Origin of the sequence: Chryseobacterium sp. WG23, from assembly GCF_024586575.1 — a bacterium.
Classification (GTDB): domain Bacteria; phylum Bacteroidota; class Bacteroidia; order Flavobacteriales; family Weeksellaceae; genus Chryseobacterium.
In genome coordinates this window covers 269686-293617 of the sequence record NZ_JALCZE010000007.1, presented here as the reverse complement: position 1 = coordinate 293617, position 23932 = coordinate 269686, and the positions used below count along the sequence as shown (strand labels likewise).

The 23932-nt window shown below is 36.1% G+C and carries 19 protein-coding genes; 15 read left to right on the top strand and 4 right to left on the bottom strand.

From position 1 onward, the window contains the following. Positions 1 to 38: 38 nt before the first annotated feature. Entirely contained in the window at positions 39 to 2828 is a 2790-nt protein-coding gene (locus MP477_RS12990; protein WP_257190764.1) for a TonB-dependent receptor domain-containing protein, read from the bottom strand. A gap of 315 nt (positions 2829 to 3143) precedes the next feature. Here MP477_RS12990 and MP477_RS12985 point away from each other — a divergent pair, with 315 nt between their 5' ends. From MP477_RS12985 to MP477_RS12955, 7 genes are all read left to right on the top strand, one after another. Next, the gene (locus MP477_RS12985; protein WP_230037087.1) at positions 3144 to 3818 is read left to right on the top strand and encodes a response regulator; all 675 of its coding nucleotides are present in this window, start codon (positions 3144 to 3146) and stop codon (positions 3816 to 3818) included. A gap of 47 nt (positions 3819 to 3865) precedes the next feature. Next, positions 3866 to 4897 (top strand): cell wall metabolism sensor histidine kinase WalK, encoded by a 1032-nt coding sequence (locus MP477_RS12980; protein WP_230037085.1) that lies wholly within the window; start codon positions 3866 to 3868, stop codon positions 4895 to 4897. A 134-nt stretch (positions 4898 to 5031) separates the two neighbouring features. Next, entirely contained in the window at positions 5032 to 5625 is a 594-nt protein-coding gene (locus tag MP477_RS12975; protein WP_230037082.1) for a plasmid pRiA4b ORF-3 family protein, read from the top strand. 230 nt (positions 5626 to 5855) lie between these two features. After that, positions 5856 to 7205 (top strand): alpha-amylase family glycosyl hydrolase, encoded by a 1350-nt coding sequence (locus MP477_RS12970; protein ID WP_257190763.1) that lies wholly within the window; start codon positions 5856 to 5858, stop codon positions 7203 to 7205. Positions 7206 to 7358: 153 nt separating this feature from the next. Then, a complete protein-coding gene (locus MP477_RS12965) occupies positions 7359 to 7799 on the top strand; it encodes a GreA/GreB family elongation factor (RefSeq protein ID WP_230037078.1) in 441 nt (146 codons plus the stop codon). A gap of 7 nt (positions 7800 to 7806) precedes the next feature. Beyond that, on the top strand, positions 7807 to 8457 hold the full coding sequence (locus MP477_RS12960; RefSeq protein ID WP_257190762.1) for a hypothetical protein: 651 nt from the start codon (positions 7807 to 7809) through the stop codon (positions 8455 to 8457). Between the two features lie 143 nt (positions 8458 to 8600). Next, the gene (locus MP477_RS12955) at positions 8601 to 9395 is read left to right on the top strand and encodes a thymidylate synthase (RefSeq protein ID WP_230037074.1); all 795 of its coding nucleotides are present in this window, start codon (positions 8601 to 8603) and stop codon (positions 9393 to 9395) included. Positions 9396 to 9515: 120 nt separating this feature from the next. On the opposite strand, the gene MP477_RS12950 is transcribed toward MP477_RS12955, so the two are convergent. Further along, positions 9516 to 9716 (bottom strand): hypothetical protein, encoded by a 201-nt coding sequence (locus MP477_RS12950; protein ID WP_257190761.1) that lies wholly within the window; start codon positions 9714 to 9716, stop codon positions 9516 to 9518. 137 nt (positions 9717 to 9853) lie between these two features. Between MP477_RS12950 and MP477_RS12945 the strand changes: the two genes are divergently transcribed. From MP477_RS12945 to MP477_RS12925, 5 genes are all read left to right on the top strand, one after another. Further along, positions 9854 to 10072 (top strand): hypothetical protein, encoded by a 219-nt coding sequence (locus MP477_RS12945; RefSeq protein ID WP_257190760.1) that lies wholly within the window; start codon positions 9854 to 9856, stop codon positions 10070 to 10072. Positions 10073 to 10099: 27 nt separating this feature from the next. Continuing rightward, the gene (locus tag MP477_RS12940; RefSeq protein ID WP_257190759.1) at positions 10100 to 12610 is read left to right on the top strand and encodes a M1 family metallopeptidase; all 2511 of its coding nucleotides are present in this window, start codon (positions 10100 to 10102) and stop codon (positions 12608 to 12610) included. 169 nt (positions 12611 to 12779) lie between these two features. Then, on the top strand, positions 12780 to 14108 hold the full coding sequence (locus MP477_RS12935) for a hydroxymethylglutaryl-CoA synthase family protein (RefSeq protein ID WP_257190758.1): 1329 nt from the start codon (positions 12780 to 12782) through the stop codon (positions 14106 to 14108). 420 nt (positions 14109 to 14528) lie between these two features. Beyond that, positions 14529 to 17381, top strand: coding sequence for a SusC/RagA family TonB-linked outer membrane protein (locus MP477_RS12930; RefSeq protein WP_257190757.1), 2853 nt, complete (start codon positions 14529 to 14531; stop codon positions 17379 to 17381). Between the two features lie 10 nt (positions 17382 to 17391). After that, positions 17392 to 18855 carry a RagB/SusD family nutrient uptake outer membrane protein gene (locus MP477_RS12925; RefSeq protein WP_257190756.1) on the top strand — a complete coding sequence of 488 codons (1464 nt, stop codon included), beginning with the start codon at positions 17392 to 17394 and terminating at the stop codon, positions 18853 to 18855. Between the two features lie 95 nt (positions 18856 to 18950). On the opposite strand, the gene MP477_RS12920 is transcribed toward MP477_RS12925, so the two are convergent. Then, a complete protein-coding gene (locus MP477_RS12920) occupies positions 18951 to 19877 on the bottom strand; it encodes an AraC family transcriptional regulator (RefSeq protein WP_257190755.1) in 927 nt (308 codons plus the stop codon). Between the two features lie 181 nt (positions 19878 to 20058). Between MP477_RS12920 and MP477_RS12915 the strand changes: the two genes are divergently transcribed. From MP477_RS12915 to MP477_RS12905, 3 genes are all read left to right on the top strand, one after another. After that, entirely contained in the window at positions 20059 to 21588 is a 1530-nt protein-coding gene (locus MP477_RS12915) for an aldehyde dehydrogenase family protein (RefSeq protein WP_257190754.1), read from the top strand. 224 nt (positions 21589 to 21812) lie between these two features. Then, a complete protein-coding gene (gene adhP / locus MP477_RS12910; protein WP_257190753.1) occupies positions 21813 to 22847 on the top strand; it encodes an alcohol dehydrogenase AdhP in 1035 nt (344 codons plus the stop codon). A gap of 67 nt (positions 22848 to 22914) precedes the next feature. Further along, the gene (locus tag MP477_RS12905) at positions 22915 to 23298 is read left to right on the top strand and encodes a DUF779 domain-containing protein (RefSeq protein ID WP_230037055.1); all 384 of its coding nucleotides are present in this window, start codon (positions 22915 to 22917) and stop codon (positions 23296 to 23298) included. Positions 23299 to 23337: 39 nt separating this feature from the next. Here MP477_RS12905 and MP477_RS12900 read toward each other — a convergent pair whose 3' ends face one another. Then, complete coding sequence (locus MP477_RS12900) at positions 23338 to 23865, bottom strand: hypothetical protein (protein ID WP_257190752.1); 528 nt, start codon at positions 23863 to 23865, stop codon at positions 23338 to 23340. Positions 23866 to 23932: the final 67 nt, after the last annotated feature.

Genomic DNA, 23932 nt, shown 5'->3' with positions numbered 1-23932 from the left:
TTATAAAGAATTAAGTTATTTATTAAATATTGAATGTGTTAAAAATTGTATCCCAGTGTTAAACTGATATTGGTTCCTGTTACCCTTTCTATAGCAAGAGCATCAGAGTTGTCATATTTCTTGTTTCCGTTCAGGTCATGGTAAAATTTCGCACGACGGTTAAGGATATCTGAAACATTTAATTTGATTTCTCCTTTATTTTGCCAGATCTTTTTAGCAATCTGGAAATCTAAAAGAGGTCTTGGAGCTTCCCAGATTGGTGGGATCTGATCATTACCTACATAAAGAATTCTTCTTCCGATCATATTGAAAAGTACCGTAGAAGACCATCCTGTTTTTTCAGCATCATACTGAAGACTTAAATTGATGGTGTAAGGAGATTGCCCCTGCATTGGTCTGTCAATATTTGTAGCTTCATCCGTTACTTTGTTTTTAATGTAAGCAAAGTTTCCACCCAATGTGAAGTTTTTAAGAGCGCTTGCAAAATCAAGTTTTTTTCTGAATTCCAGCTCCACTCCATAGGCGTCTGCTTTATCTACATTAAGGTAGTTGAAAGTGTTACTGGTTCCTACCCCGGATTGATTGAAGTACAATTCGATTGGGTTTTTGAAGTTTTTATAGAAACCGGCTACGGAAAGGATCTCTCCGTTTCTTGGGTAATATTCCCAACGAAGGTCCACATTGGTGATTTTTGTTCTTTCAATAAATTTGTTACCAATAACAGTAGCTCCTAAATCGAAATCGTAATACGCTAAAGGAGAAACCTCTCTGAATTCAGGTCTTACCACAGTTTGAGAACCTGCAAGACGTACATTCATTTTAGGATTTACCTTGAATGTTAAATTAACAGCTGGTAAAAAGTCTGTTACACGAGTATTAACAAAACGGTCATCACTTCTTTTTGTACTTCCTACCAATTGGTCAAAGTTTTCAACTCTTAATCCCCAAACAGCTCTTAACCATGGTGCAAAGTTGTTGTCAAACTGTAAATATCCTGCATTAAGGATCGTATTGGCAATATACCTGTACTGGTTTCCGGAAATTTCATCAAATGTAAATTTACCATCTGTTCCGAAATTCTCGGGATTGAAGATACTTTCAAAAGGCTGGGAAAGTAATCCCTGGTTATATTTTTCAAGCTTTACAGAGAATGGTCTTGAGTTGTAGATCCTGTCTTTTACCTGGAATAAATACCCCCCTTTAATGGTTTGCTTTTGTCCGAACATGGTAAAAGTCTTGGTAAGGTCTCCCCCTGCATTATACAGGTAATCGCTCAATGTAGAATAGAAAACACTTCCCGACTTTTGAGAAAGACCGTTAGAAATTAAAGCTAAATAAGGACTTCCGTCAAGATTTGTATACTGATTGTATTGTAAACGCTGCAATAGAGGAATATACTGATCAAGGATTCCGAAACTTCCGTACCAGTTCAGGGTAAGACCGCCTAAAGCATCTATCTTATGAGTTCCGTTAAGGGTTGAATTATAGAATGTAGTTTGCTTAAATCCAGTCTCTCTCGCGATAATGTTGGTTCCGTTGATAGGATCAAACTCAAAATCCTTTCCTGTTCTGAAAGACATATGATTCACCGTGTTGTTAGTGATAATATTTTTCAGGGAAATTTTGTTGTTGCTGTTAAGTTTTAAAGTAAGGTTTAGTAACCCTCCTAAAATAACATCATTGCTGTATTTTTCAGTGTAGTAATCAAAGTTGGTATCAGCAAGCTGGTCATTAATGGTGAAGAAACGGTTTTTAGACTCTGTTCTTCTCTTATTGTTGCTGTAGTTAAGAACAGCAATTACCCCTAAATCTTTTCCGAAAATTTTGGTATTAAAACCTCCGTCAAGCTGTAAGCTTATATTTTCAGGATAACCAATGCTGTTGTATCCAAAATTTTTTGTAAATCCCTTACCAATATCTGTTTTCTGAGCTTCATTCAGAATACTGAAAGCATTCTTGGCTGGCATATTTGTAGGGATCTTTCTGTACCCGTCATCAATACCCAGGAAATCCCATTTCCCTCCTTTCTGCATAAGAAATTCCTTATTCATCGTAATAGAATTTCCTCCTACACCTACCTGTACATTGAAGAAGTTTTTATTGGGAATATCTTTAGTATTTACCTGAATCAATCCTCCGGCCCATTCACCACTGTATTCAGGAATAAAAGTCTTATTGATCACCAGGGTTTCAATAACGCTGGCAGGAAAAAGGTCAAAAGAAAAAGTTTTTCGGTCAGGCTCAGTACTGGAAAGCTGAATTCCATTTAACATAGCCTGGTTGTAACGGTCAGATAAACCTCTTACAACAATATATTTTCCGTCAAATAAACTCACACCGGATACTCTTTTCAGAACCTCACCTGTGTTTCTGTCCGGACTTCTTTTAATAGCTTCAACACCTATAACCTGCGAAACCACACCTGCATTCTTCTGCAAACCGATAGTAGAAGCTATCGTTTCTTTTCTTGCATTGGATCTGATAACAACTCCTTCAATCTCTTTTTCCTTAGCGGATGGCTTTTCCAGAACAATATCAAGGTGTGTATTAGTGTCATTTTTTACAATAACTTCACTGATCTCTTTTTTGTTATATCCATTAGAACTTACCGTGATAATATAGTTGGTTCCAGGAGAAAGATTAATAGAGTAGTATCCCGCAATATCGGTTACGACCTCCTGGTCATTTACCTTTACTTTTACCCCCTCAATAGGTGTGTTGTCTTTCTCATCCAGTACTCTACCTTCTAAGATCTGACTTTGTGCAAATGCGTAGCCGGCAGAAAACAAAGCAAGTAGCATAATGCTCTTGTGGAGTTGTTTTTTCATTTTACTTCTTTTTCAGGGGCAAAATAAGGGCTAAGTTTTCACTAAACGTTTAGGAGAATTTTAATTAATTGTGAAGTTTGTATTAATAAAATTGAGCTAACGTACACTATGAATGTTTGTTTTTTATATTTATATTTTTTTGTTTTATTTCAATTATTCTTTTGTATATTTGTTTAATATATATTTATTTATCCATTTTGTTAATGATTTTCTAATTTGATTTGGGATGTTTGTTTTTTAATAATTAGTTAACATTGCCTGGATAGATAAAATCAATGAAAATAATTAATTTTGTGGGAATTCTTAAACTAGAAGATGAGTAAAAAAATTCTTTTAATAGACGATGAACTGGACATTTTAGAGATTCTGTCTTACAACCTGGAAAAAGAAGGTTATAATATCTATACTGCTACTAACGGTAATGAAGGTATAGAAAAAGCAAAGGAAATTATTCCGGACCTTATTTTGCTGGACGTAATGATGCCTGAGAAAGATGGCATCGAAACCTGTCAGGAACTTCGTAAAGTGAAAGAACTACAAAAAACGCTTATCGTTTTCCTTTCAGCAAGAAGCGAAGAGTTTTCACAGTTGGCCGGGTTTCAGGCAGGAGCTAATGATTATATCGTAAAACTAATCAAGCCGAAAATCCTTATTTCTAAAGTAAATGCACTGTTACAGCTGACTTCTCAGGTTTCAGATAATGCCAAACTTATCGAAATAGGAGACCTTATTATTGATAAAGATAACTTCAGGGTTTCCAAAAGCGGACAGCAGTTTTTGCTTCCTAAAAAAGAATTTGATCTGCTTTATCTGCTTGCCTCCAATACCGAGAAAGTTTTCAAAAGAGAAGAAATTCTGGAAAAAGTTTGGGGCAATGATGTAATTGTAGGAGAAAGAACCATTGATGTTCACATCCGGAGATTAAGAGAGAAACTGGGAATCAACACCATTCAGACATTAAAAGGGATAGGGTATAAACTGATCGTTTAATCACTTAAAAATCCTACCTTTACGTTCAATCCTAAAACTTTGTAAAATTGAAATTTTACAGACTTACCTTCGTTGCCTCCTGTCTGCTGACACTGGTAATGCTTTTCTTAGTAGTTGTTTTCGACTCACTAAAGGATATTTATTATGAAACCCCTTTATTCAAAGCGGGGGTTTTTGTCTGTGTTGTTATGATCTTTATTATCAACTATGTTGTATTAGAGCTTCTTTTCAGCTATTATGGAAGAAAACAGGTAAGAGGGCTTTCTCAGCTTCTTCCACAGGAAATTGTTCATGACCATGATGAAAATATTACCATTAAAGAATTAGGGGAACGTTTTTCGGACCTTAATCAGCGAAAGGTAACAGAAATTGACATGATGAAGGAAATGGAGAGTTACCGTAAAGAATACATTGGAAATGTTTCCCATGAGCTTAAAACCCCGCTGTTTTCTATTCAGGGCTATGTGGAAACCCTAAGAGACGGTGGCGTGGAAGATCTCATTATCCGCGATAAATACCTTGAAAGAATAGATAAATCTGTTGAAAGACTGATCGCTATTGTTACAGATCTTGATATGATCAACAGACTCGAGGCTGGTGAAATTAATCTTACCGTTTCAAAATTCGATGTTAACCTTCTCATCAAAGAAATTTTTGACCTCCTCGATCTTGAGGCTGAAAAAAGAAATACTACCCTACAAATCCAGACCCTTCACCCGCAAATTTTTGTGGATGCCGATAAACAAAAGATTTCACAGGTTTTTATTAATCTTATTTCAAATGCTATCCACTATGCAAACAGGCAGGAAGCAAAAGTAATTGTAAAAACAAGCGTCTTAAAAAATAAAGTGCTGATAGAAGTTATAGATAACGGAATGGGAATCAAATCTGAAATTCTTCCAAGAATATTTGAACGTTTCTACCGTGTAGAAACCAGCAGAAGCAGAAGAGAAGGCGGATCCGGATTAGGATTAGCCATCGTAAAACACATCCTTGAAGCTCATAACGAAAACATTACCGTAGAAAGTGTATACCTTGAAGGCACAAAGTTCAGTTTCATGCTGGAAAAAAGTAAATAACTTTGGCAAAATGTAAGAAAAAAAAATATTTTAAAAAATCCTGAAATATTTTTTTGTCACCTCTCATTTATTATATATTTGCACCAGAGATTTATCATAATTATAAAGGCAAAAAAGTAATTTAAGAAACTGATATGGTTTACAAAATCCGCGTAATATTAGATGCGAAAGAGGATATTTTCCGAGATGTTGAAGTTAAGGGAAAACAAACGTTATGGAACTTACATTTAGGTATTAAAAGTGCATTCAGTCTGCAGGGAGACGAGCTTTCTACTTTTAATCTGTTGGAAAATGACGGAACAATAGTAAAAAGTGTCCCATTAGAAGATATGAGTGACGATGGTGACGGTGAGATTATGTCAGACGTATACATTGATGAAGCTTTTGAAAATGTAGGTGACAAAGCTCAGTTCCAGTACGGACTTCTTGATCTGTGGGAATTTTTCTGCGAACTTATAGAAGTTATCGAAGAAACAAAAGGTGTTAATTATCCAATTACAGTATATAGATTTGGAAATGTTCCATTGAAGGCACCAAGTAAAAGCGGAAACACAGGATCCAAAAAGAAATCAGCAACCCCTTTAATGGATGATGATTTTGGATTTGAAGATGATTTCGGAACAGGTGGTAATTTTTCAGATGAAGATGACAGCTTTGATGATGAGGAAGAAGAGGACTACAATGATGACGCTTTTGATGATGAAGATGACGATGACAACGAAAGATAGGAGATAAACAATACAATATAGGCCCTGGATTTGATCCGGGGCTTTTTGATGGAAGAGAAGTGGAAAAAATACGTAATATGCCACGTTTGAAATGTTAAGACTTATTCACATTCATTTGGCGCAAAACTGACCCATGAGTTCAATTGTCAATATTTCCAATAACTTTTCCACGGTTTTGCCTCCTGTTCCTTTTACTTTCCAAAATCATTACTTTTGTTAAAAATAGATTAATGAAAAAATTAATTTTCTTAACCTTAATTGGTCTGGGAATTGTTTCCTGTACCTCTCAGAAAAATACCCGGAAAATGACAGAGCTGCCAAAAAATTGGAAATATAACACCAATATCTACGAAGTAAACGTAAGACAATATACTAAAGAGGGAACTTTCAAAGCGTTTGCCAAAGAGATGCCCCGCCTGAAAGCAATGGGTATAAAAACACTTTGGATGATGCCTGTTACCCCAATTGCCCAGCAGAATAAGAAAGGAAGTTTGGGAAGCCCTTATGCCGCCGCCGACTATACTTCAGTGAATCCGGAATTCGGAACACTTGAGGATTTTAAAGATATGGTAAATGAAGCCCATAGATTAGGGTTCAAGGTAATCATAGACTGGGTGGCTAACCATACGGGCTGGGACCATGTATGGACCAAAACGCACCCTGAATTCTATTTAAAAGATCCTGACGGAGAATTTCATAGGGCCTCTGGAATGGATGATATTATCGAACTGGATTACAAAAATCAGGAAATGCGCCAGGAGATGATTGAGGCTATGAAATTTTGGGTAAGAGAAACAAATATTGACGGGTTCAGATGTGATCTTGCTTCGTGGGTAGAAGTAGATTTTTGGGAACAGGCCCGCCCGGAAGTTGAAAAACTAAAGCCTCTTTTTTGGCTGGGAGAATTTGATGAACTGGAAAGCCCCGAATATGGGAAAGTTTTTGATGCCAGCTATTCATGGAAATGGATGCATAAGTCAGCCGATTATTATAAGAAAAACGAACCACTTCAGGAACTGAAAGATTTATTGATTCAATATTCCAATATAGGAGACCAGTCTATGAGGGCTTGGTTTACGACCAATCATGATGAAAATTCATGGAATGGAACGGAGTATGAAAAATATGGTGTCATTACAAAACCTATGGCTGTATTTTCAGCCACATGGAATGGTATACCCTTATTATACTCAGGTCAGGAACTTCCCAATATGAAAAGGCTTGAGTTTTTTGAAAAAGATGCTATCAAATGGACCAATACTTACCAGGCTGCAGATTTTTATAAAACATTATTGGATTTAAAATCTTCCAATCCTGCTTTAAGAGGAGGAGATGCGAATGTGACCACTTATTTTCTGAATACAACAGCAAATGATAAGATTCTTGCGTATATAAGAAAAAATGGAAAAGATGAGGTGCTGGTAGTACTGAATATGTCAAAAGAACCTGTAGATTTTACCGTTGAAGACGATCATTTATCGGGAATCTTCAAAAACGTTTTTGATAAGACAAAAAGAGATTTCAGTAACGGCAAAGATTTCATTTTCAAAGTTTCAGATTATGCTGTTTTTGAAAAATAAATACTGAAGCCATTACAATTCTGGCTGAGATTGTGAAACCTTGAACATTAGTTTTCAAAGATACCGAGTTCCCTTCCGTTGGAGGTATCAAAATCAAAGATTTTGACGGGATAGTCTTACTCATCCATCATAAAAATAACCTGAATTACAATAATGAACAAACAGGAAATAATAAATACAATCAATACAAAAATTGCAGGAAAAATCCGGAATTTTGAAACCTTGATTGCTGAAACCCGGGCTTCCAATAATGATACAAAAAGCTCAATGGGTGATAAATATGAAACCGGACGTGAAATGCTTCAGCAGGAAATCAATAACCTTCAGAGACAGCTTAACGAAACCTTAAATCAACAGGCTGTTCTGCAGAAAATAACTTCCGATCCCTCTGAAAAAGTTCAGAACGGAGCTTTGGTAAAAACCGACAAAGGGCTTTTTTATATTGCAGCTTCGATAGGGGAAATTACCGTTGAAAATCAGAAAGTAATGACGGTTTCAGCAGAATCACCATTGGTAAAAGCCATGTTTGGCAAGAAAATGGGTGATGTATTTGCAATCAATACCATGAATCAGGTCATTGAAAATATCTGGTAAATAACTTATGAAATTAAAATATTTATTTTTCTTTACTTTTTTATGGAGCAGTATGGCTCTGGAAGCCCAAATCCGTGCTAACATCTCAGGAAAAACCTATGATCTGGAATCTGTAAACCTTAAAGTGGACGGTTTTATTATTACAATTGATGCTCAGGGAGAGATTACTGATTTTCATAATTCTGATTTGAATGGAGAACTTACCTATTATGATGATCAATATTTTGACCAGTACAAATATGGCAAGCTTAAAAGCATGGGTGATGTCAAAATAGACTACTGGGATGATTTAAATAAAGACAGTGCCCGGTATGGTAAACTGAAAAACATTGGAAATATTGATGTAGACTACTGGGACGACTCCATTTTTAATAAAGAAAAATGGGGCAAAATAAAGAAAATAGGAAACTTTACCATCGACTACTGGCCAAATGATGTCATTGATAACAGCAGAATGGGAAAATTGAAATCGGTAGGAGATATCTCTGTTGATTATGGAATAAAAGATATTATTGACGAAAGTAAATACCGGAAGCTTATAAAATTCGGGCCGGTAAGCCTGGAATACTGGAATGACAAATTCATTGAAAAAAATAAATACGGCCGGCTGAAATCAATGAAAGGAAACAGCGATGATATAAGTGTTTTTATTCTGTAGTTAATTAAAATAATTAATTTACAGAGATCAGATATACAGTTCTTTAATAGAAAACGAGTATCTGTCTTATAAAAAGCATTCATAAAAAGGGATGTTTTTTTTGATCATTTTTAGTAAATTTGAACCATAAAATTCCTTTTAAAATGCAAAACTACCTAGATCTTTTACAACATATTTTAGATAACGGAACAGATAAAACTGATCGAACAGGTACCGGAACAAGAAGCGTATTCGGGTATCAGCTAAGATATGACCTGTCGAAAGGTTTTCCTTTGGTAACCACTAAAAAGGTGCATTTGAAATCAATAATTTACGAATTACTCTGGTTTTTGAAAGGAGATACGAATGTGAAGTACCTTAATGATAACGGAGTGAGCATCTGGGACGAGTGGGCCGATGAAAATGGTGACCTTGGGCCGGTGTATGGTGCACAATGGAGAAGCTGGAACGGTGCCGACGGAAAAATTGTAGACCAGATCACAGAAGTAATTGATCAGATTAAAAAAAATCCGGATTCCAGAAGACTGATTGTCTCCGCATGGAATGTTGCGGAAATCCCTAATATGGCATTGGCACCTTGCCATGCTTTATTCCAGTTTTATGTAGCGGATGGAAAATTATCCCTGCAACTTTACCAGAGAAGTGCTGATGTATTTCTTGGAGTGCCGTTCAATATTGCCAGCTATGCTCTTTTATTAATGATGGTAGCGCAGGTTTGTGATCTGGAAGTAGGAGATTATGTGCACAGTTTCGGTGATGTTCACATTTATAACAATCATTTCGAACAGGTAAACAGACAGCTTTCAAGAGAAACAAGATCTCTTCCTACCATGAGGCTAAACCCGGAAATCAAAGATATTTTCGATTTTAATTTTGAAGATTTTACGCTTGAAAATTATGATCCGCATCCGGGAATCAAAGCTCCTGTAGCGGTATAATACTATTCTCCCGTATTTTTGTCATTGCCTTTACGTTTGTTATTCTCTTCAGCTGTACTATAGAAATAATGCAGTTGCTCTATGCAGCCGTAGGACTCTTAGAAATAAACCCTCAGTATATTACAGCGGTTTTTCAAAAAATTCCTCAATAGGAAAAGGAAGGTTCATACCCAGAACGGATGTATCATTGACTATGAATACCTTGCCGACAGTAGAATCATATTTCAGCTGGAAAATAACGGGATCTATCCTACAGCGTATTAAATATCTTCTCTCTTGCATCAGAAAGGTATGCCAATTCATCTTTTCAGAATCCTTCATTTCATTCTTAGATTTTTTTCAAGTGTAATAATAAATCCAGGTATCATTGTAACAAACTCCTGTTCCCATGAACTTATCATGCAGTGTCCGTAGGCTGCCCCAAAAGAAATTTGTAATTTTAAAGGAAATTATCTCTCATGAAATATTTAAAAGTAGATCTTGAAAAAACTGCTGATATAGAAATACTGAAAAATACATTACTTCAATTGAAAGGAGTGGCTTCCGTAGATATCATCGATGATGAAAATCCGGAAAGTGAGCTGAAAAAAGCTTTTGCCAAAACAAAAGAACAGTTGAAAACAGGTGACTACGAAACACTTGTTAATGATATTTTTGATATAATAATAAAAAAATAATTCTAAAAATAATAATAAAATAGAAGAATGAAAAAGGCCATTTTATCCATTGCAATACTTGGGATTTTATTTTCCGCTAATGTATCGGCACAAACTGAGGCTTCAGGAAGAGAAAAGGTGTACAGAGCCACTCATACTAAAGTAACGGAGCTTAAACATACTAAGCTGAAAGTAAACTTTGATTATCAGAAAGAACAGATGAACGGGGAGGAATGGCTTACTGCTTCACCCTATTTTTATCCTACCAATGAATTGTCTCTGGATGCTAAAGGAATGTTGATTCATGAAGTTGCCCTTGAGGCTAATGGCAAGAAATCTCCTTTGAAATACGAATACAAAGACGAAACACTAAAGGTTACGCTGGATAAAACGTATCAGAAGAACCAGGATTATACCATTTATATCAAATATACAGCCCGTCCGAATGAAGTAAAACAAAAAGGAAGCATGGCTATTAACGATGCAAAGGGGCTTTACTTTATTAATGCACAGGGAACAGAACCTGATATGCCTACACAGATCTGGACACAGGGAGAAACCGAATCATCTTCTGCATGGTTCCCAACAATTGATAAACCGAATCAAAAAACTACCCAGGAAATCTATATGACGGTTCCGGATAAATATGTAACTCTTTCAAATGGTATTCTAAAAGATTCTCAGAAAGAATCCAATAACCTGAGAACAGATCACTGGGTAATGGATAAAAGACATTCTACCTACCTTTTCTTTATGGGAGTAGGAGAATATGCTGTAGTTAAAGACAAATGGAAAAATATTGCGGTTGATTATTATATTGAGAAAGAATATGAACCTTATGTAAAACAGATCTATGGAAATACTCCGGAGATGATCGAGTTTTTCTCCAAAAAGATGAACTATGATTATCCATGGGCAAAATATGCACAGATTTCCGGAAGAAAATATGTAAGTGGGGCTATGGAGAATACTACGGCAACCCTTCACGGAAGTGATATCCTTCAAAAACCGGGGCAGCTGATTGATGAAAATAAATGGGAAGATACTATTGCCCACGAATTATTCCATCATTGGTTTGGAGATCTTGTGACCGCAGAAAGCTGGAGCAACCTTACCGTGAACGAATCCTTCGCCAATTATTCCGAATATCTCTGGAATGAATACAAGTATGGGAAAGATCAGGCAGATTATCACCAGATGAAGGATGTGAATATGTACATTCATAACCCTGCAGACTTTAAGAAAAACCTGGTAAGATTCAATTATGAATCCCGTGAAGATGTTTTTGACCTGGTAACCTACCAGAAAGGAGGTGGAATCCTTCATATGCTAAGAAATTATCTTGGGGATGATGCCTTTTTTGCCGGTATGAATGATTACCTGAAAACCAATGAATATCAGAATGCTGAAGCCCATCAGCTAAGGCTTTCTTTTGAAAAGGTTTCAGGGAAAGACCTGAACTGGTTCTTTAACCAATGGTATTTTGGAAGCGGAAACCCAAAATTGAATTATTCATTTACTTTTGAACCTGTAAAAAAGCAGATTGCTGTAACAGTTAATCAGACTCAGGATCAATTATTCGAGTTTCCTTTGGCTATTGATGTGTATGATAATGGTAAACCCAAAAGATACAATGTTTGGGTTAATGCTGAAAACAGGAATACATTTAATTTTGACGTATCCAAAACACCGGATCTTGTCAATATCAATGCAGACGGAATACTGGTAGCTGATATCACGGATACCAAAACACCGGAGCAGAACCTGCTGCAGTTTACCAATTCTAAAGAATTCAAAAGCAGATATACAGCGTTAGCCGGAATTAAAGATCAGACAGGAAAAAGTCCTGCGGCTATAAAATTATTGGCTGCCGCATTAAAAGATCCATTCTTTAGAATAAGAATTAAGGCGTTGGAATTAATGGATCTTACCAATTCCGATCAGATGAAATCCCTGGGAGCAGAAGTTGAAAAAATCGCTTCAAATGATCCTAAAACATTGGCTCAGGCTGCGGCTATTGGTGCGTTGGCTAAAATAAAAGATAAAAAATACCTGCCGATATTTGAAAAAGGGGTGAATGCAGTTTCCAATGCAGTTAAAGGAAACTCTTTAAGTGCTGTTCTTACCATTGATCCGTCACGGGCCAATGCTTTAGCTGATAAAATTGAGCTGGATGGTGCTTCAGATGAGTTGCTGGCCCTTTTGCTTCCGGTTATTGTGAAGAATAAGATAAGTTCTCAAATGGAACATATCGCTCCACTTGCTGCATTTTATCCGTTTGTGAAATTCCAGAATCCGGAATTGGGTAAAACAGCAGAAGAAGGATATAACTGGATCATGAACTCTGACAACCTAAAAGCAGTGGAAAACATCACAAAAATGTTGGATTATGCAAAAAGCGATATGGGAAATAACCCACAGGCTAAGATGATGATTGTTCAAATGCTGAAAGACGGACTAAGCAAAAAAATGGAATTGCTGAAAAAAAATCCGCAAAAATCCACAAGTATCAATAAACAGATCGACGCTCTGAATAAAGCTATTGAAAATTTTAGATAGACTCAACAGATCTGATTGAAAAAGCAGTATTACATTTTTGTGATGCTGCTTTTTTGTAATTGATAGTCAGAAATAAAAAGTTAAATTATAAATAATTAGTAAAAAGTCATGATATATTGACAGGTTATTCAGGTTACATTTTCTAAATTCGTATAAAAATTAGAATAAAATGACTTTTGGAATTGAAGCGGCGAGCTACTATATACCCGGTTTATATTTGGAAATTAAGGATTTAGCTGAAAAAAGAGGAATTGAACCTGCAAAGCTGGAAAAAGGATTGGGACTTCATAAAATGGGGCTTCCCGATGTTCACGAAGATGCAGCAACATTTGCGGCAGAAGCATTATTCAAACTTATTAATGATTATACCATTGATCCCAGAGAGATCTCAAGAGTTTACTTGGGTACGGAAAGTGCTCTGGATGCTGCAAAGCCTACTGCGTCATATGCAGTACAGATGGTAGAAAAAGTGCTGGAGGAGAAATACGGAACAAGAGCCTTCAAAAATTGTGATATTGTAGACATGACCTTTGCATGTGTGGGAGGGGTAGACGCCCTGCATAATGCCCTTGATTTTGTAAGGGTGAATCCCAATAAAAAAGCAGTGGTTATTGCCAGCGATTATGCAAAATATGAATTGGCTTCTTCAGGAGAATATACCCAGGGAGGGGGAGCCGTTGCTTTACTGATTTCTTCTAAGCCAGATCTGCTTGAAATAGAAAATAACTGGGGAGTAGCATCAGAAAGTGTTTTTGACTTTTTCAAACCAAGAAGACAATATAAAAAAGAAGACTTACATAATGCACCCGAAATGTTCCCGGATACCATTGAAATATTCACGGATGAACCTGTCTTTGACGGTCAGTATTCTAATCAGTGCTATCAGGACAGAATAAGAGAAGCCTATCAGCATTATAAAGAAGTTGCAGGACAGGAAAAGCCTTATGAAAACTGGAAATATATTATTTTTCATCTTCCTTATGCTTTTCATGGTAAAAGGGTATTTACAGAAATCTATAGTCTTGAAAACGGACTTCCTTATACCAATCCTGAGGAGCAAAAAGCAGTGGCGAAATCTGAAAATTATCTGAATTTAATCAGTGATAAAATAGAGAAAACACAGCGGGCTTCTTCTGAAATCGGAAATATGTATACCGCTTCTGTTTTCATGGCGTTCCTTTCTGCTTTACAGACTTCCTTTGATGAAAATGAAGAATTGTCAGGAACAGAGATCGGTTTCTTTGGCTATGGAAGCGGGTCAAAATCAAAAGTTTTTGTAGGTAAAGTTTCTGAAAACTGGAAAAAAGTGGTGGAAAAATGGAACGTATTTGAAAACCTGAACACCAGAACTCCTATTGATTTTGAAACCTATGAGAAACTGCATAGAAAACAATTACATCAATCTATACGCTCTGATTATAAGGGATTTGGACTTACCTCAATCGAATCAGAGGATCCTGTTCTTATGGGAGCAAGATATTATATGTATCAGAAATAAGATTATTTACTTAAAATTATATAAAGCATTTCAATTATTTGGAATGCTTTGCTTTTTTATAAGTTTTTGGCAATTCTTTTTATTCATTTTGTGCAGTTTTGTTGATTTTAATAAGAATATGTAATAATTGTTTTTTGGATTTTTTATGTTGAAACCTGTATTTGTATTAATTTTTTTTACTGTTTTTTATAATTAAGTGTAAGCTGGCAATATATTTAGTGGTTGTTAAAATTCTGTTAATGTACTCTTGTGCTAAAATTTTTTTATCATTTTTTATAATTCACTATTTTTTTTAATACTATCATTTGTTTATAATGAAATAAATATATAATAACACGTTGTTTTTCAGTGTTTTATAAGTTGATACTGTTAATGTTTATTGGGATATTTGTTTCTGAAAAATATTAAAATGTGTTAAATATGAATGTTAAACTAAGTGTATTGAGTGCAGGAGTTTTGTTCTTCTTGGGACAAACGGCTTTTGCGCAGAGAACAAAGAATGATACTGTTCCAAAAGAAAATAAGATTGAAGAGGTAGTAGTTACTGGTTCTTATGGTATTAAGCAAACGCCGGAACAAATTACTGGTTCAGTTGGGGTTATCAAAGGACAGATTTTAGAAAAGCCAACTGCTGTTTCATTAGATAATTTATTGCAAGGACAGTCGCCTGGCTTAATGTCAACAGCAAGTAGTGGGCAACCTGGTGCGAGTGCTATTACATTAATTAGAGGACTCACATCTCTTACGGGAGATAACAATCCTTTATATGTTATTGACGGTGTACCAATTCCATCAGGTGATATTTCCGGATTACTAGCTTCTCAAAATGCTTTATCAATGATCAATCCAAGTGATATTGCTGACATTAAAGTGTTGAAAGATGCAGTTGCAACAGCATTATATGGATCAAGAGGGGCTAATGGTGTAATTCTAATTACAACTAAATCCGGAAAAAAAGGGAGATCTCAGATAAACTATACCAGTGAGGTAGGAGGATCTGACGTAGCTTTTGAAAAAATGAAGATGCTGAATGCAGAAGAAAGTACTAAATTGTTCGGATTATCACTCTATAATTCTGGAGATGCTTCCTCACTTGCAGAAGGATATGATATAGCAAAATCAGAATTTGGATGGGATGGAAAATCAGATACAGACTGGAATAGTTTAGTAAGACGTAAAAATCCATTTTATACCAGACACAATTTAAGTTATACTGGTGGCTCTGAAAGTTTCAATATTTTTGCATCATTAGGATATTTGAAACAACAAGGCGTTGCCAGAGATGCATCATTTGATAGATATACAGGAAGCTTAAGAGCAGATTGGAAGGCAAATGATAAATTAAACCTTAAATTTAGTTCGACCTTTGGTAGGACAGTACAGAAAGGCCCAGCAGATGGGTCATCTTTTTCAAATCCAGTATTTGCAGGACGTATTATGTCTCCAACTCAAAATGCATTTAATGAAGATGGATCATATAAGGTATCTGATTTGTATTTTACAAATCCTACATTTAACCCTGCTGCACTTCAAGATGCAAATGTGAATAAAGGTACCTTCAATAAGGTATTATCTAGTGTTGACCTGGATTATAAATTCTTACCGAACTTTAGATTTAATTCAAATATTGGTATAGACTATACCACTTCTTCAGAAGTCACTTTCTGGAATCCTGACTTTGGAGATGGATTGAATACGGGAGATCCAAATGGAAATGGGAATTTATATAATTCCGTTCGAAATAGGTTAACTTGGAACTGGTATAACTTTGTACACTATAATAATGTTTTTGCAGAGAAACATGATATCAACTTATCAGTGGGGACAGAAAGTACACATAGAAATTATGAATTTATAGATATGGGGACTCAAGGTTTTGCCAGCGGTGTTCGTCTACCATACGCTGACTCTGGTGTAAACCCAGTATCAACAAGTTCTCGTGCGACAAATACTGCATTAACTGGATATATTGCAAGAGCGAGCTATACTTATGATAAATTCGTAACAGTATCTGGATCGCTTAGACGTGATGGTTATTCTGGTTTTACAAAAGAATGGGGAACATTTTATGGTGTGGGGGCAAGTGTAGATGTATCTAAGTTTTTAGGTAAAAGTATTGTTAAAAAACTTTCTATAAGAGGAAGTTATGGAGAAAATGGAAATCCGGCAGCTGGAGCTTATGACAAATTTCCCCAAGCAGCACTAAGTGGAGCATATTTATCTGCAAATGGCAGCTATTTATACAATGCAGTAGGAAAGGAAGGTGTAAATTGGGAAAAATCAGTTAAGAGCGATATAGGATTAGAATTTACATTAGGTGAAAAAAGTTTCTTAAGAGGTACTCTTGATATTTATAAAAATGAAAATAAAGATCTTGTGTATAGTGTCCCACTTCCAGGGAGTAATGGAACACCTAGTTATGTGTCAAATATTGCAAGTTTAGTTTCAAAAGGAGTTGAAGCATCATTAACCGCAAGAATTTTGAATAATGAAAGCTTAAACTGGAGTGTCACTGGTAACTATAGCTATAATGAAGGGGAAATTTCGAATTTGAACTCAAATTCTGTTATTCAGCCAGGTGGCCTAAAAGGATGGGCTGTTGGTCATAATGCTACAGAGTACTATACAAGATTGTGGGCAGGAGTTGACCCTTCAAATGGTGATCCACTATGGTATACTGATGAGACTAAGACTGCAACTACAAATAATTCTGGTCTTGCTAAACTTGTTTTTACAGATAAAAGAGCTCTTCCGAAACATATGGCAAGTTTTATAAATGATTTCAGTTATAAGAATTTTAAATTATCATTTATGTTTACTTATCAGGGGAATTACTATGTGTATGATAACTGGGCTTTTGTATATAACAGTGACGGGGCATATGCCTATTTGAATCAATTTAACAGCGCATTGTACGATTCTTGGACACCTGAAAATACAGACGCTTCCAGACCAAAATATATATATGGAGGAAATAAAAATTCAACGGCTGCATCCACCCGAGATTTATTTAAGGGAGATCATATTAGACTTAAAAGTGTAGAAGTTGGTTATAGATTTGACAGGGACTTTTTAGATATAAAAGGACTTAATGGTATATATATATATGCCAGAGGAGTGAATTTATGGACTTATGCATTTGATAAGAAATTATATTTTGATCCTGAATCAAACTCAAATGCGAATTCAAGTGTTGCTGCTAATTTGGGTATTTATGACCAGACGCAGCCAAACTTGAGACAATATATTTTCGGTATATCAGTAGACTTTTAAAAAATAAAAAATGAAAAACTTTAAAATAAAAATAGCTTTAGTGGGATGTGTTCTCTTTTTCACCTCGTGTAGCAATGAATTCTTAGATGAAAAGCCTACAACAACTCTTCCTTTAGATGTGGCTATTACTAATGAGCTTACACTTAAGACTGCTATTAATGGATTATATAATATGATGCAGACTACAGGAGCTTTGGATCTAAATGTTCCAGCTGATCCTATACAGACATCTTATGGGGGTGTTATCTTAACTTTTAATGAATTATTAGCTGATAATGCATTTGTAGGATTGAAAAACTCAAACAGATTTGCAACAACAAGAAATAAAGATCTTTCTTTTTATGTAGCAACAAATACAGACATTGGGAGTTTATGGAATTCATTATATAGAATTATTGCTAATGCAAATTTAGTTATTGCAAATGAAGGAAAGATTGCAGATGATTTGAACACTTCAATAAAGCCAGAAAATTACTTTGCACAAGCTCATGCTATTAGAGCCTTAGCATATCTTCAATTAGCTTCGTTTTTTTGTGATAATTATGGGGAAACAAATCAACAGCTAGGTTTGCCATTGACAGATCAATTTGATATTCAGGTGAAAAAAAATAGATCTACAGTACCACAAACATATGATTTTATCTTGGCTGACTTAACAAAAGCAGAACAAAATATTTTATCTACATATTCTGGGGATGAAAGAACAAAAAACATGACACTGCACGCTGTAAATATGATTTTTGCCAGATATTATTTGGCTATTAAAGATTATGCACAAGCTCAGCAATATGCAGATAAGGTGTTAAATGTATTTACTGGTTTATCTAAAAACGATGCAGCAAATTATTTTGAAGTAAGCTCTGAAGGAGAAACAGCAGAAACAATATTTCAGCTTGATAATAATTCCAAAGATTTGCCAAGTTCTAATGATGGTTTATTAGCTACTTGGTCATCACAAGGAACATACAAACATAATTTTGCAACAAGAGCTTTTTATAATAAGCTATCTAATACTGATGTCAGAAAAAATACATGGTATCAAAGTAATGCATTTGTACTTGCATTAGGAGATAATCCCAAGCCTATAGATGTTTTAAAATATAAATCTTTTGAAAGAGATATTGTTGTATTTAGAAGAAGTGAAGCTGTATTTATCAGATTAGAGTCTCTTTATCATACTAATCCTGCTCTTGCTCTTAGTGAACTTAATACTTGGGTTAGCACAAACAGAGATACTGCTTATAATTTTGCCGGCTCTGGTGCAGATTTGTTAAATGAAATCCTTTTCCAGAAAAATGCTGAATTATTTTTAGAAGGAACAAGAAGAAGTGATCTGAAAAGAAATAATATTGGATTTACAAATTCACAAACACAAGTTGTTTTAACTCCAGATAAAAGAGAATTTAGATTTTTACCAATTCCTCAAGGAGAGTTGAATAATAATCCTAATATAGTCCAAAATACTGGATATTAATCCATAAATTTTAATTTAATCCGAAGAGGTTGCTTTTTAAAGTAGCCTCTTTTATTTTTTCAGATAGCTAGTTTTAATCAAGAAAATACCATATCCTATCTCGAAAATGTAATCTTATTCTGATAATTCTTGGGAGTAGTGCCTTCGAGTTGTTTGAATACTCTTGTAAAGTAATTGGTGTCTGAGAATCCCGTCTGATAGGCGGTTTCTTTAATGCTGTTCTGATCTGCCAGTAATTCTTTAGCCCTGTTGATTCTCTCTTGCAAAATAAATTCATTGGGAGAAGTCCCCAGCTCATCTTTGAACATTCTAAAGAAATTGGATTTGCTTACATAAGCCAATCTTGCAATACTGTCAATAGAAAGTTTCTGATGGAGGTTTTTCTTAATATAATCTACCACGAAGCCTATCCTTGATTTATTTTTTACCATATTTTTTACCACCATGCTTCTTGCCTGGGTTTGCATAAGCCTGATCAGCAGTTCTTTCAGGGCAAAATCAGCCATGATGTCTTTTTGAGAATTATTATCCATAGCAATTCTCATAATATTATTGGTTGCTGAGGCCAGGGCCTGATTATTAAAAAGGAAATACTCATCCAGCTGAATGTTCCACTGTGAGGTTTCATCCACTTTTGGGAGACTATAGTTCAGGTAATTCAGCGAGTCCTCTATAAACTCGGGATTTAAGCTTAAAGAAATACATTGGGTAGGCGTTTCATCAGCTTCAGGAAAATCAATGACCATAGTTTCTCCCGGAGCAACCAGGATGCTTTCACCGGGGAAATAATCAAAATAGTTGGTCTTATTATCCAGTTTCATATGTTTTTTGCCTCTCAGCATTGCTGTAAATGCTATATTATCGAAGTGAAGTTTTACATCAAAAGCCGCTTTATGCGTTTCATAGATACTGAATTCACAATTGTTTAGATTGAATTTTGTCTGGTTTTCAACAATGTTCAATAGCTTATTTTCCTTGATTAATTCAGGAGTGTCTAATAAATATTTATTATTGTTATTCATTTCTAAACATTTTAAAGGCGCAGGTAACTCAAATATAGAGAATTTGCCTGTACGTTGCTGTTAATAAAATGATAAAATTGAACATCTGCACTATTCTGCACTTTTTTTATACGATTGTGCTATATGTTTTTATGGTTGTACATGTAATTTGGCATTACAGAAAAATGTAAAACATACTAATATGAGCACTATTACAGAACCAAGATCAGCGACTCTTTTACAGCGTCCTGAATTTAAAAACAGATATGATAATTATATTGACGGAAAATTTACACCCCCTGTTAACGGGCAGTATTTTGATGTAGTTTCTCCTGTAGACGGTAAAAATTTCACTCAGGTGGCCCATTCCTCTAAAGAAGATCTGGAACTGGCAGTAAATGCTGCAGACAAGGCTTTTCAGTCCTGGAAAAACACCTCATCTACAGAGAGAAGTATCATCCTGAATAAAATTGCAGACAGAATAGAACAAAACCTTGAATACCTTGCTATTGTAGAAACCATTGATAATGGAAAAGCAGTAAGGGAAACGTTGGCAGCAGATTTACCGCTGGCAATAGATCACTTCAGATATTTTGCTTCTGTGATCCGTGCAGAAGAAGGATCCCATAACGAATTGGATAAAGATACCGTATCCCTTATCGTACACGAACCTCTTGGTGTTATTGCCCAGATTATCCCATGGAACTTTCCTATACTGATGGCGGTATGGAAGCTGGCTCCGGCATTGGCCGCCGGAAACTGCGTGGTTTTAAAACCTGCAGAAAGCACTCCGGTTTCTATTATGGTCATGATGGAGCTTATCGGTGACCTTCTGCCTGCAGGAGTAATTAATATTGTGAATGGATTCGGAGCAGAATTGGGAAGAGCTTTAGTAACCCATCCTAAGGTTTCTAAGGCGGCCTTTACAGGTTCTACAGCTACAGGACGTCTGGTGATGCAGTACGCTACAGAGAACATTATTCCTGTCACGTTGGAGTTGGGAGGAAAATCACCCAACGTTTTCTTCAGTTCAGTAATGGATGCAGATGATGCATTTTTGGATAAAGCTATTGAGGGAGCTGTTCTTTTTGCCCTTAATCAGGGAGAAATCTGTACATGCCCTTCAAGGCTGCTGGTTCAGGAAGATATTGCAGATGCTTTCATCGAAAAGGTGATCGAGAGGGTAAAAGCAATCAAAGTGGGAAATCCATTGGATAAAACCGTGATGATGGGAGCTCAGGCCTCGCAGATTCAAAAAGATAAAATACTTTCCTATATCCAGTTAGGAAAAGAGGAGGGAGCAGAAGTACTGGTAGGAGGTCATGTTAATGATTTGGGAGAAGATCTTGAAAACGGATTTTATATTCAGCCAACCATTTTCAAAGGAAACAACAGGATGAGAATATTCCAGGAAGAGATTTTTGGTCCTGTTCTGGCGTTTACAACTTTTAAAGATGAAGAAGAAGCGGTAAAAATTGCTAATGATACTATTTACGGCCTTGGAGCCGGAGTTTGGACCAGGGATGCACACCAGCTGTACAATATTCCACGTCAGATTGAAGCAGGAAGAGTTTGGGTAAACCAATACCACTCTTATCCGGCAGGAGCACCTTTTGGGGGATATAAGCAGTCGGGAATCGGAAGGGAGAACCATAAAATGATGCTTGATCATTATCGTCAGACTAAAAACATGCTTATTTCTTATAACAAAAATAAGTTAGGCTTCTTTTAATATTTAAATTTAGGACGTGCCCGATTGCCTTGGCTTTTCCAGGGCAAAACGGTCGGGCTATCCAGGGCTTTACTTCGTTTCGGTGCTTCATTACATTCCGCACCGGCTCGTACCTCGCCGCCCTTACTATCCTTCACGCGGAGAAATAGGGTGTGTACCGGACTAGCAGTCTATTTATTCAGAAAATATAATAACCTCAAAGAAAACAATTCAAAACATAAAATATGATTCCAAAAACAATGAAAGCCGCCGTAGTTCAAGGCTACGGACAGCCACTGAAGATTGAAGAAGTGCCCGTAAGAGAACCCGGCAGATATGAAGTTCTGGTAAAGGTGATAGCCTGTGGAGTCTGTCATACAGATTTACATGCTGTAGATGGTGATTGGCCGGCAAAGCCTAAGATGCCGCTTATTCCGGGACATGAAGGAGTAGGAATTGTAGTAGCCTGCGGACCGGAAGCTTTTGTAAAAGAAGGAGATGCGGTAGGTGTTCCCTGGCTGTATAGTGCCTGTGGCTGCTGCGATTATTGTATAACGGGATGGGAAACACTTTGTGAAGCCCAGAAAAACGGAGGATACAGTGTAGATGGAGGCTTTGCAGAATATGTAATTGCAGATTCCAGGTATGTAGGACATTTAAAATCCAATGTTAACTTTCTGGAAATAGCGCCAATTTTATGTGCAGGAGTAACAGTTTATAAAGGATTAAAAGAAACAGAAACAAAGCCCGGAGAATGGGTAGCCATCTCAGGAATCGGAGGATTGGGACATGTAGCGGTTCAGTATGCTAAAGCAATGGGAATGCACGTTGCCGCCATTGATGTAGCAGATGATAAACTCGACCTGGCAAAAAAATTAGGGGCTGATCTGGTAGTCAATGCCAAGAATACGGACCCTGGAGAATATTTGCATAAAGAAGTTGGCGGGATGCACGGTGCATTGATTACAGCAGTATCTCCAATTGCCTTCAAACAGGGAATAGATGTTTTACGGAGAAAAGGGACTATTGCGCTTAACGGACTTCCTCCCGGATCTTTTGAACTTCCGATTTTTGAAACTGTTTTAAAGAGAATAACCGTGAGAGGCTCTATCGTGGGAACCAGAAAGGATATGCAGGAGGCACTGGATTTTGCCAATGAGGGGCTTGTAAAAGCTACAGTAACCCCCGCAAAGCTCGAAGATATTAATGATGTTTTTGATAAAATGAAGAAAGGGCAGATTGATGGCAGAGTCGTATTAGACATTGCCGGCTCAAATTAAAACATGATGAGTATTTTATGTCCGGCAGACTAATCTGCCGGACTTTTTTCAATATAAAAATAAAAAAATGGAAGGAAAAATAGCAAGACTTTCAGCAACGGAAAAGGCACTTGACGTCATTCGGGAGCTTGAAAATAAGTATGGTGCCCTGATGTTTTATCAGGCTGGAGGATGCTGTGAAGGAACGCAGCCCCAATGTTTTGAGAAAGGAGGGTTTTTCCCCAGAATGAACGATGCTATGATTGGAACCATCAATGGATATGAATTCTGGATAGACCGGGATTTATTCGAATATTGGAAATATTCGCACTTTACCCTCGATGTGGCAGAGGGCTTTGGACCGGGAGGTTTCTCTCTCGAAACACCTTTGGGGAAAACATTTAAAGTTCAGTACAGGCTTTTTACTCCCGAAGAATATGAAAACCTGGAGCCGGTAAAACGCAGTGAATAGAATCCTGATAGATATAGATTCATACAGAATGTAATGCTTTCAGTGCACTACAGAAGAATATTCTTGACTTATAGAGCTCAGCTCTCTTTCAAAATCGTATTTTCCTTTTATGATCTCTCTTTTTAATACGAAATATTGAGTTCCCGTCATGAGTGAAGAAACTGCAATAAAAGAAAGATGCTGACCTCCATTTTTTACATTGACAGCAACTGCAGCTATGAAGAAACATAACAAAAGTATAAAGGTGAAAATCTGAAAAGGGGAAGGAATATATGTTAAAGAAACAGTGGTTATAGTATTCTGATCATACAGACTTCCTTTAATCACCGGATAATTCAGGTTGATATCAAATAAATGTCTTCTCCTCTTAATAGTAAAGTTTTTTTCATTAACTATTCCCCGGTATTCAAATCTTGTGGGAATTGTTGAATCTGAAATCAAGGATATAAAAGTAGTATTGGTTGTATAAGTAATTTTCCTTAGTCCTTTATTAAGTTCAGCTATATTGATGTTAATTTCAATGTTTTTACTGGTGTATAAACCGATACTTTGAAAAAATGAATTCATGGAAAATAAATCTTAATCGGTTATTATAGAAGTTTTTATGTGGAAATTGATCGAAGGTCATTCTACA

Bases quoted from the DNA above. Each gene is read 5' to 3' on its own strand.
- MP477_RS12965 (WP_230037078.1), top strand. From the start codon at position 7,359: ATGAACAAACAGGAAATAATAAATACAATCAATACAAAAATTGCAGGA.
- MP477_RS12920 (WP_257190755.1), bottom strand. From the start codon at position 19,877: ATGAATAACAATAATAAATATTTATTAGACACTCCTGAATTAATCAAG.
- adhP (WP_257190753.1), top strand. From the start codon at position 21,813: ATGATTCCAAAAACAATGAAAGCCGCCGTAGTTCAAGGCTACGGACAG.
- MP477_RS12990 (WP_257190764.1), bottom strand. From the start codon at position 2,828: ATGAAAAAACAACTCCACAAGAGCATTATGCTACTTGCTTTGTTTTCT.
- MP477_RS12945 (WP_257190760.1), top strand. From the start codon at position 9,854: ATGAAATATTTAAAAGTAGATCTTGAAAAAACTGCTGATATAGAAATA.
- MP477_RS12940 (WP_257190759.1), top strand. From the start codon at position 10,100: ATGAAAAAGGCCATTTTATCCATTGCAATACTTGGGATTTTATTTTCC.
- MP477_RS12930 (WP_257190757.1), top strand. From the start codon at position 14,529: ATGAATGTTAAACTAAGTGTATTGAGTGCAGGAGTTTTGTTCTTCTTG.
- MP477_RS12960 (WP_257190762.1), top strand. From the start codon at position 7,807: ATGAAATTAAAATATTTATTTTTCTTTACTTTTTTATGGAGCAGTATG.
- MP477_RS12975 (WP_230037082.1), top strand. From the start codon at position 5,032: ATGGTTTACAAAATCCGCGTAATATTAGATGCGAAAGAGGATATTTTC.
- MP477_RS12985 (WP_230037087.1), top strand. From the start codon at position 3,144: ATGAGTAAAAAAATTCTTTTAATAGACGATGAACTGGACATTTTAGAG.
- MP477_RS12915 (WP_257190754.1), top strand. From the start codon at position 20,059: ATGAGCACTATTACAGAACCAAGATCAGCGACTCTTTTACAGCGTCCT.
- MP477_RS12970 (WP_257190763.1), top strand. From the start codon at position 5,856: ATGAAAAAATTAATTTTCTTAACCTTAATTGGTCTGGGAATTGTTTCC.
- MP477_RS12955 (WP_230037074.1), top strand. From the start codon at position 8,601: ATGCAAAACTACCTAGATCTTTTACAACATATTTTAGATAACGGAACA.
- MP477_RS12950 (WP_257190761.1), bottom strand. From the start codon at position 9,716: ATGAAGGATTCTGAAAAGATGAATTGGCATACCTTTCTGATGCAAGAG.
- MP477_RS12905 (WP_230037055.1), top strand. From the start codon at position 22,915: ATGGAAGGAAAAATAGCAAGACTTTCAGCAACGGAAAAGGCACTTGAC.
- MP477_RS12935 (WP_257190758.1), top strand. From the start codon at position 12,780: ATGACTTTTGGAATTGAAGCGGCGAGCTACTATATACCCGGTTTATAT.
- MP477_RS12925 (WP_257190756.1), top strand. From the start codon at position 17,392: ATGAAAAACTTTAAAATAAAAATAGCTTTAGTGGGATGTGTTCTCTTT.
- MP477_RS12900 (WP_257190752.1), bottom strand. From the start codon at position 23,865: ATGAATTCATTTTTTCAAAGTATCGGTTTATACACCAGTAAAAACATT.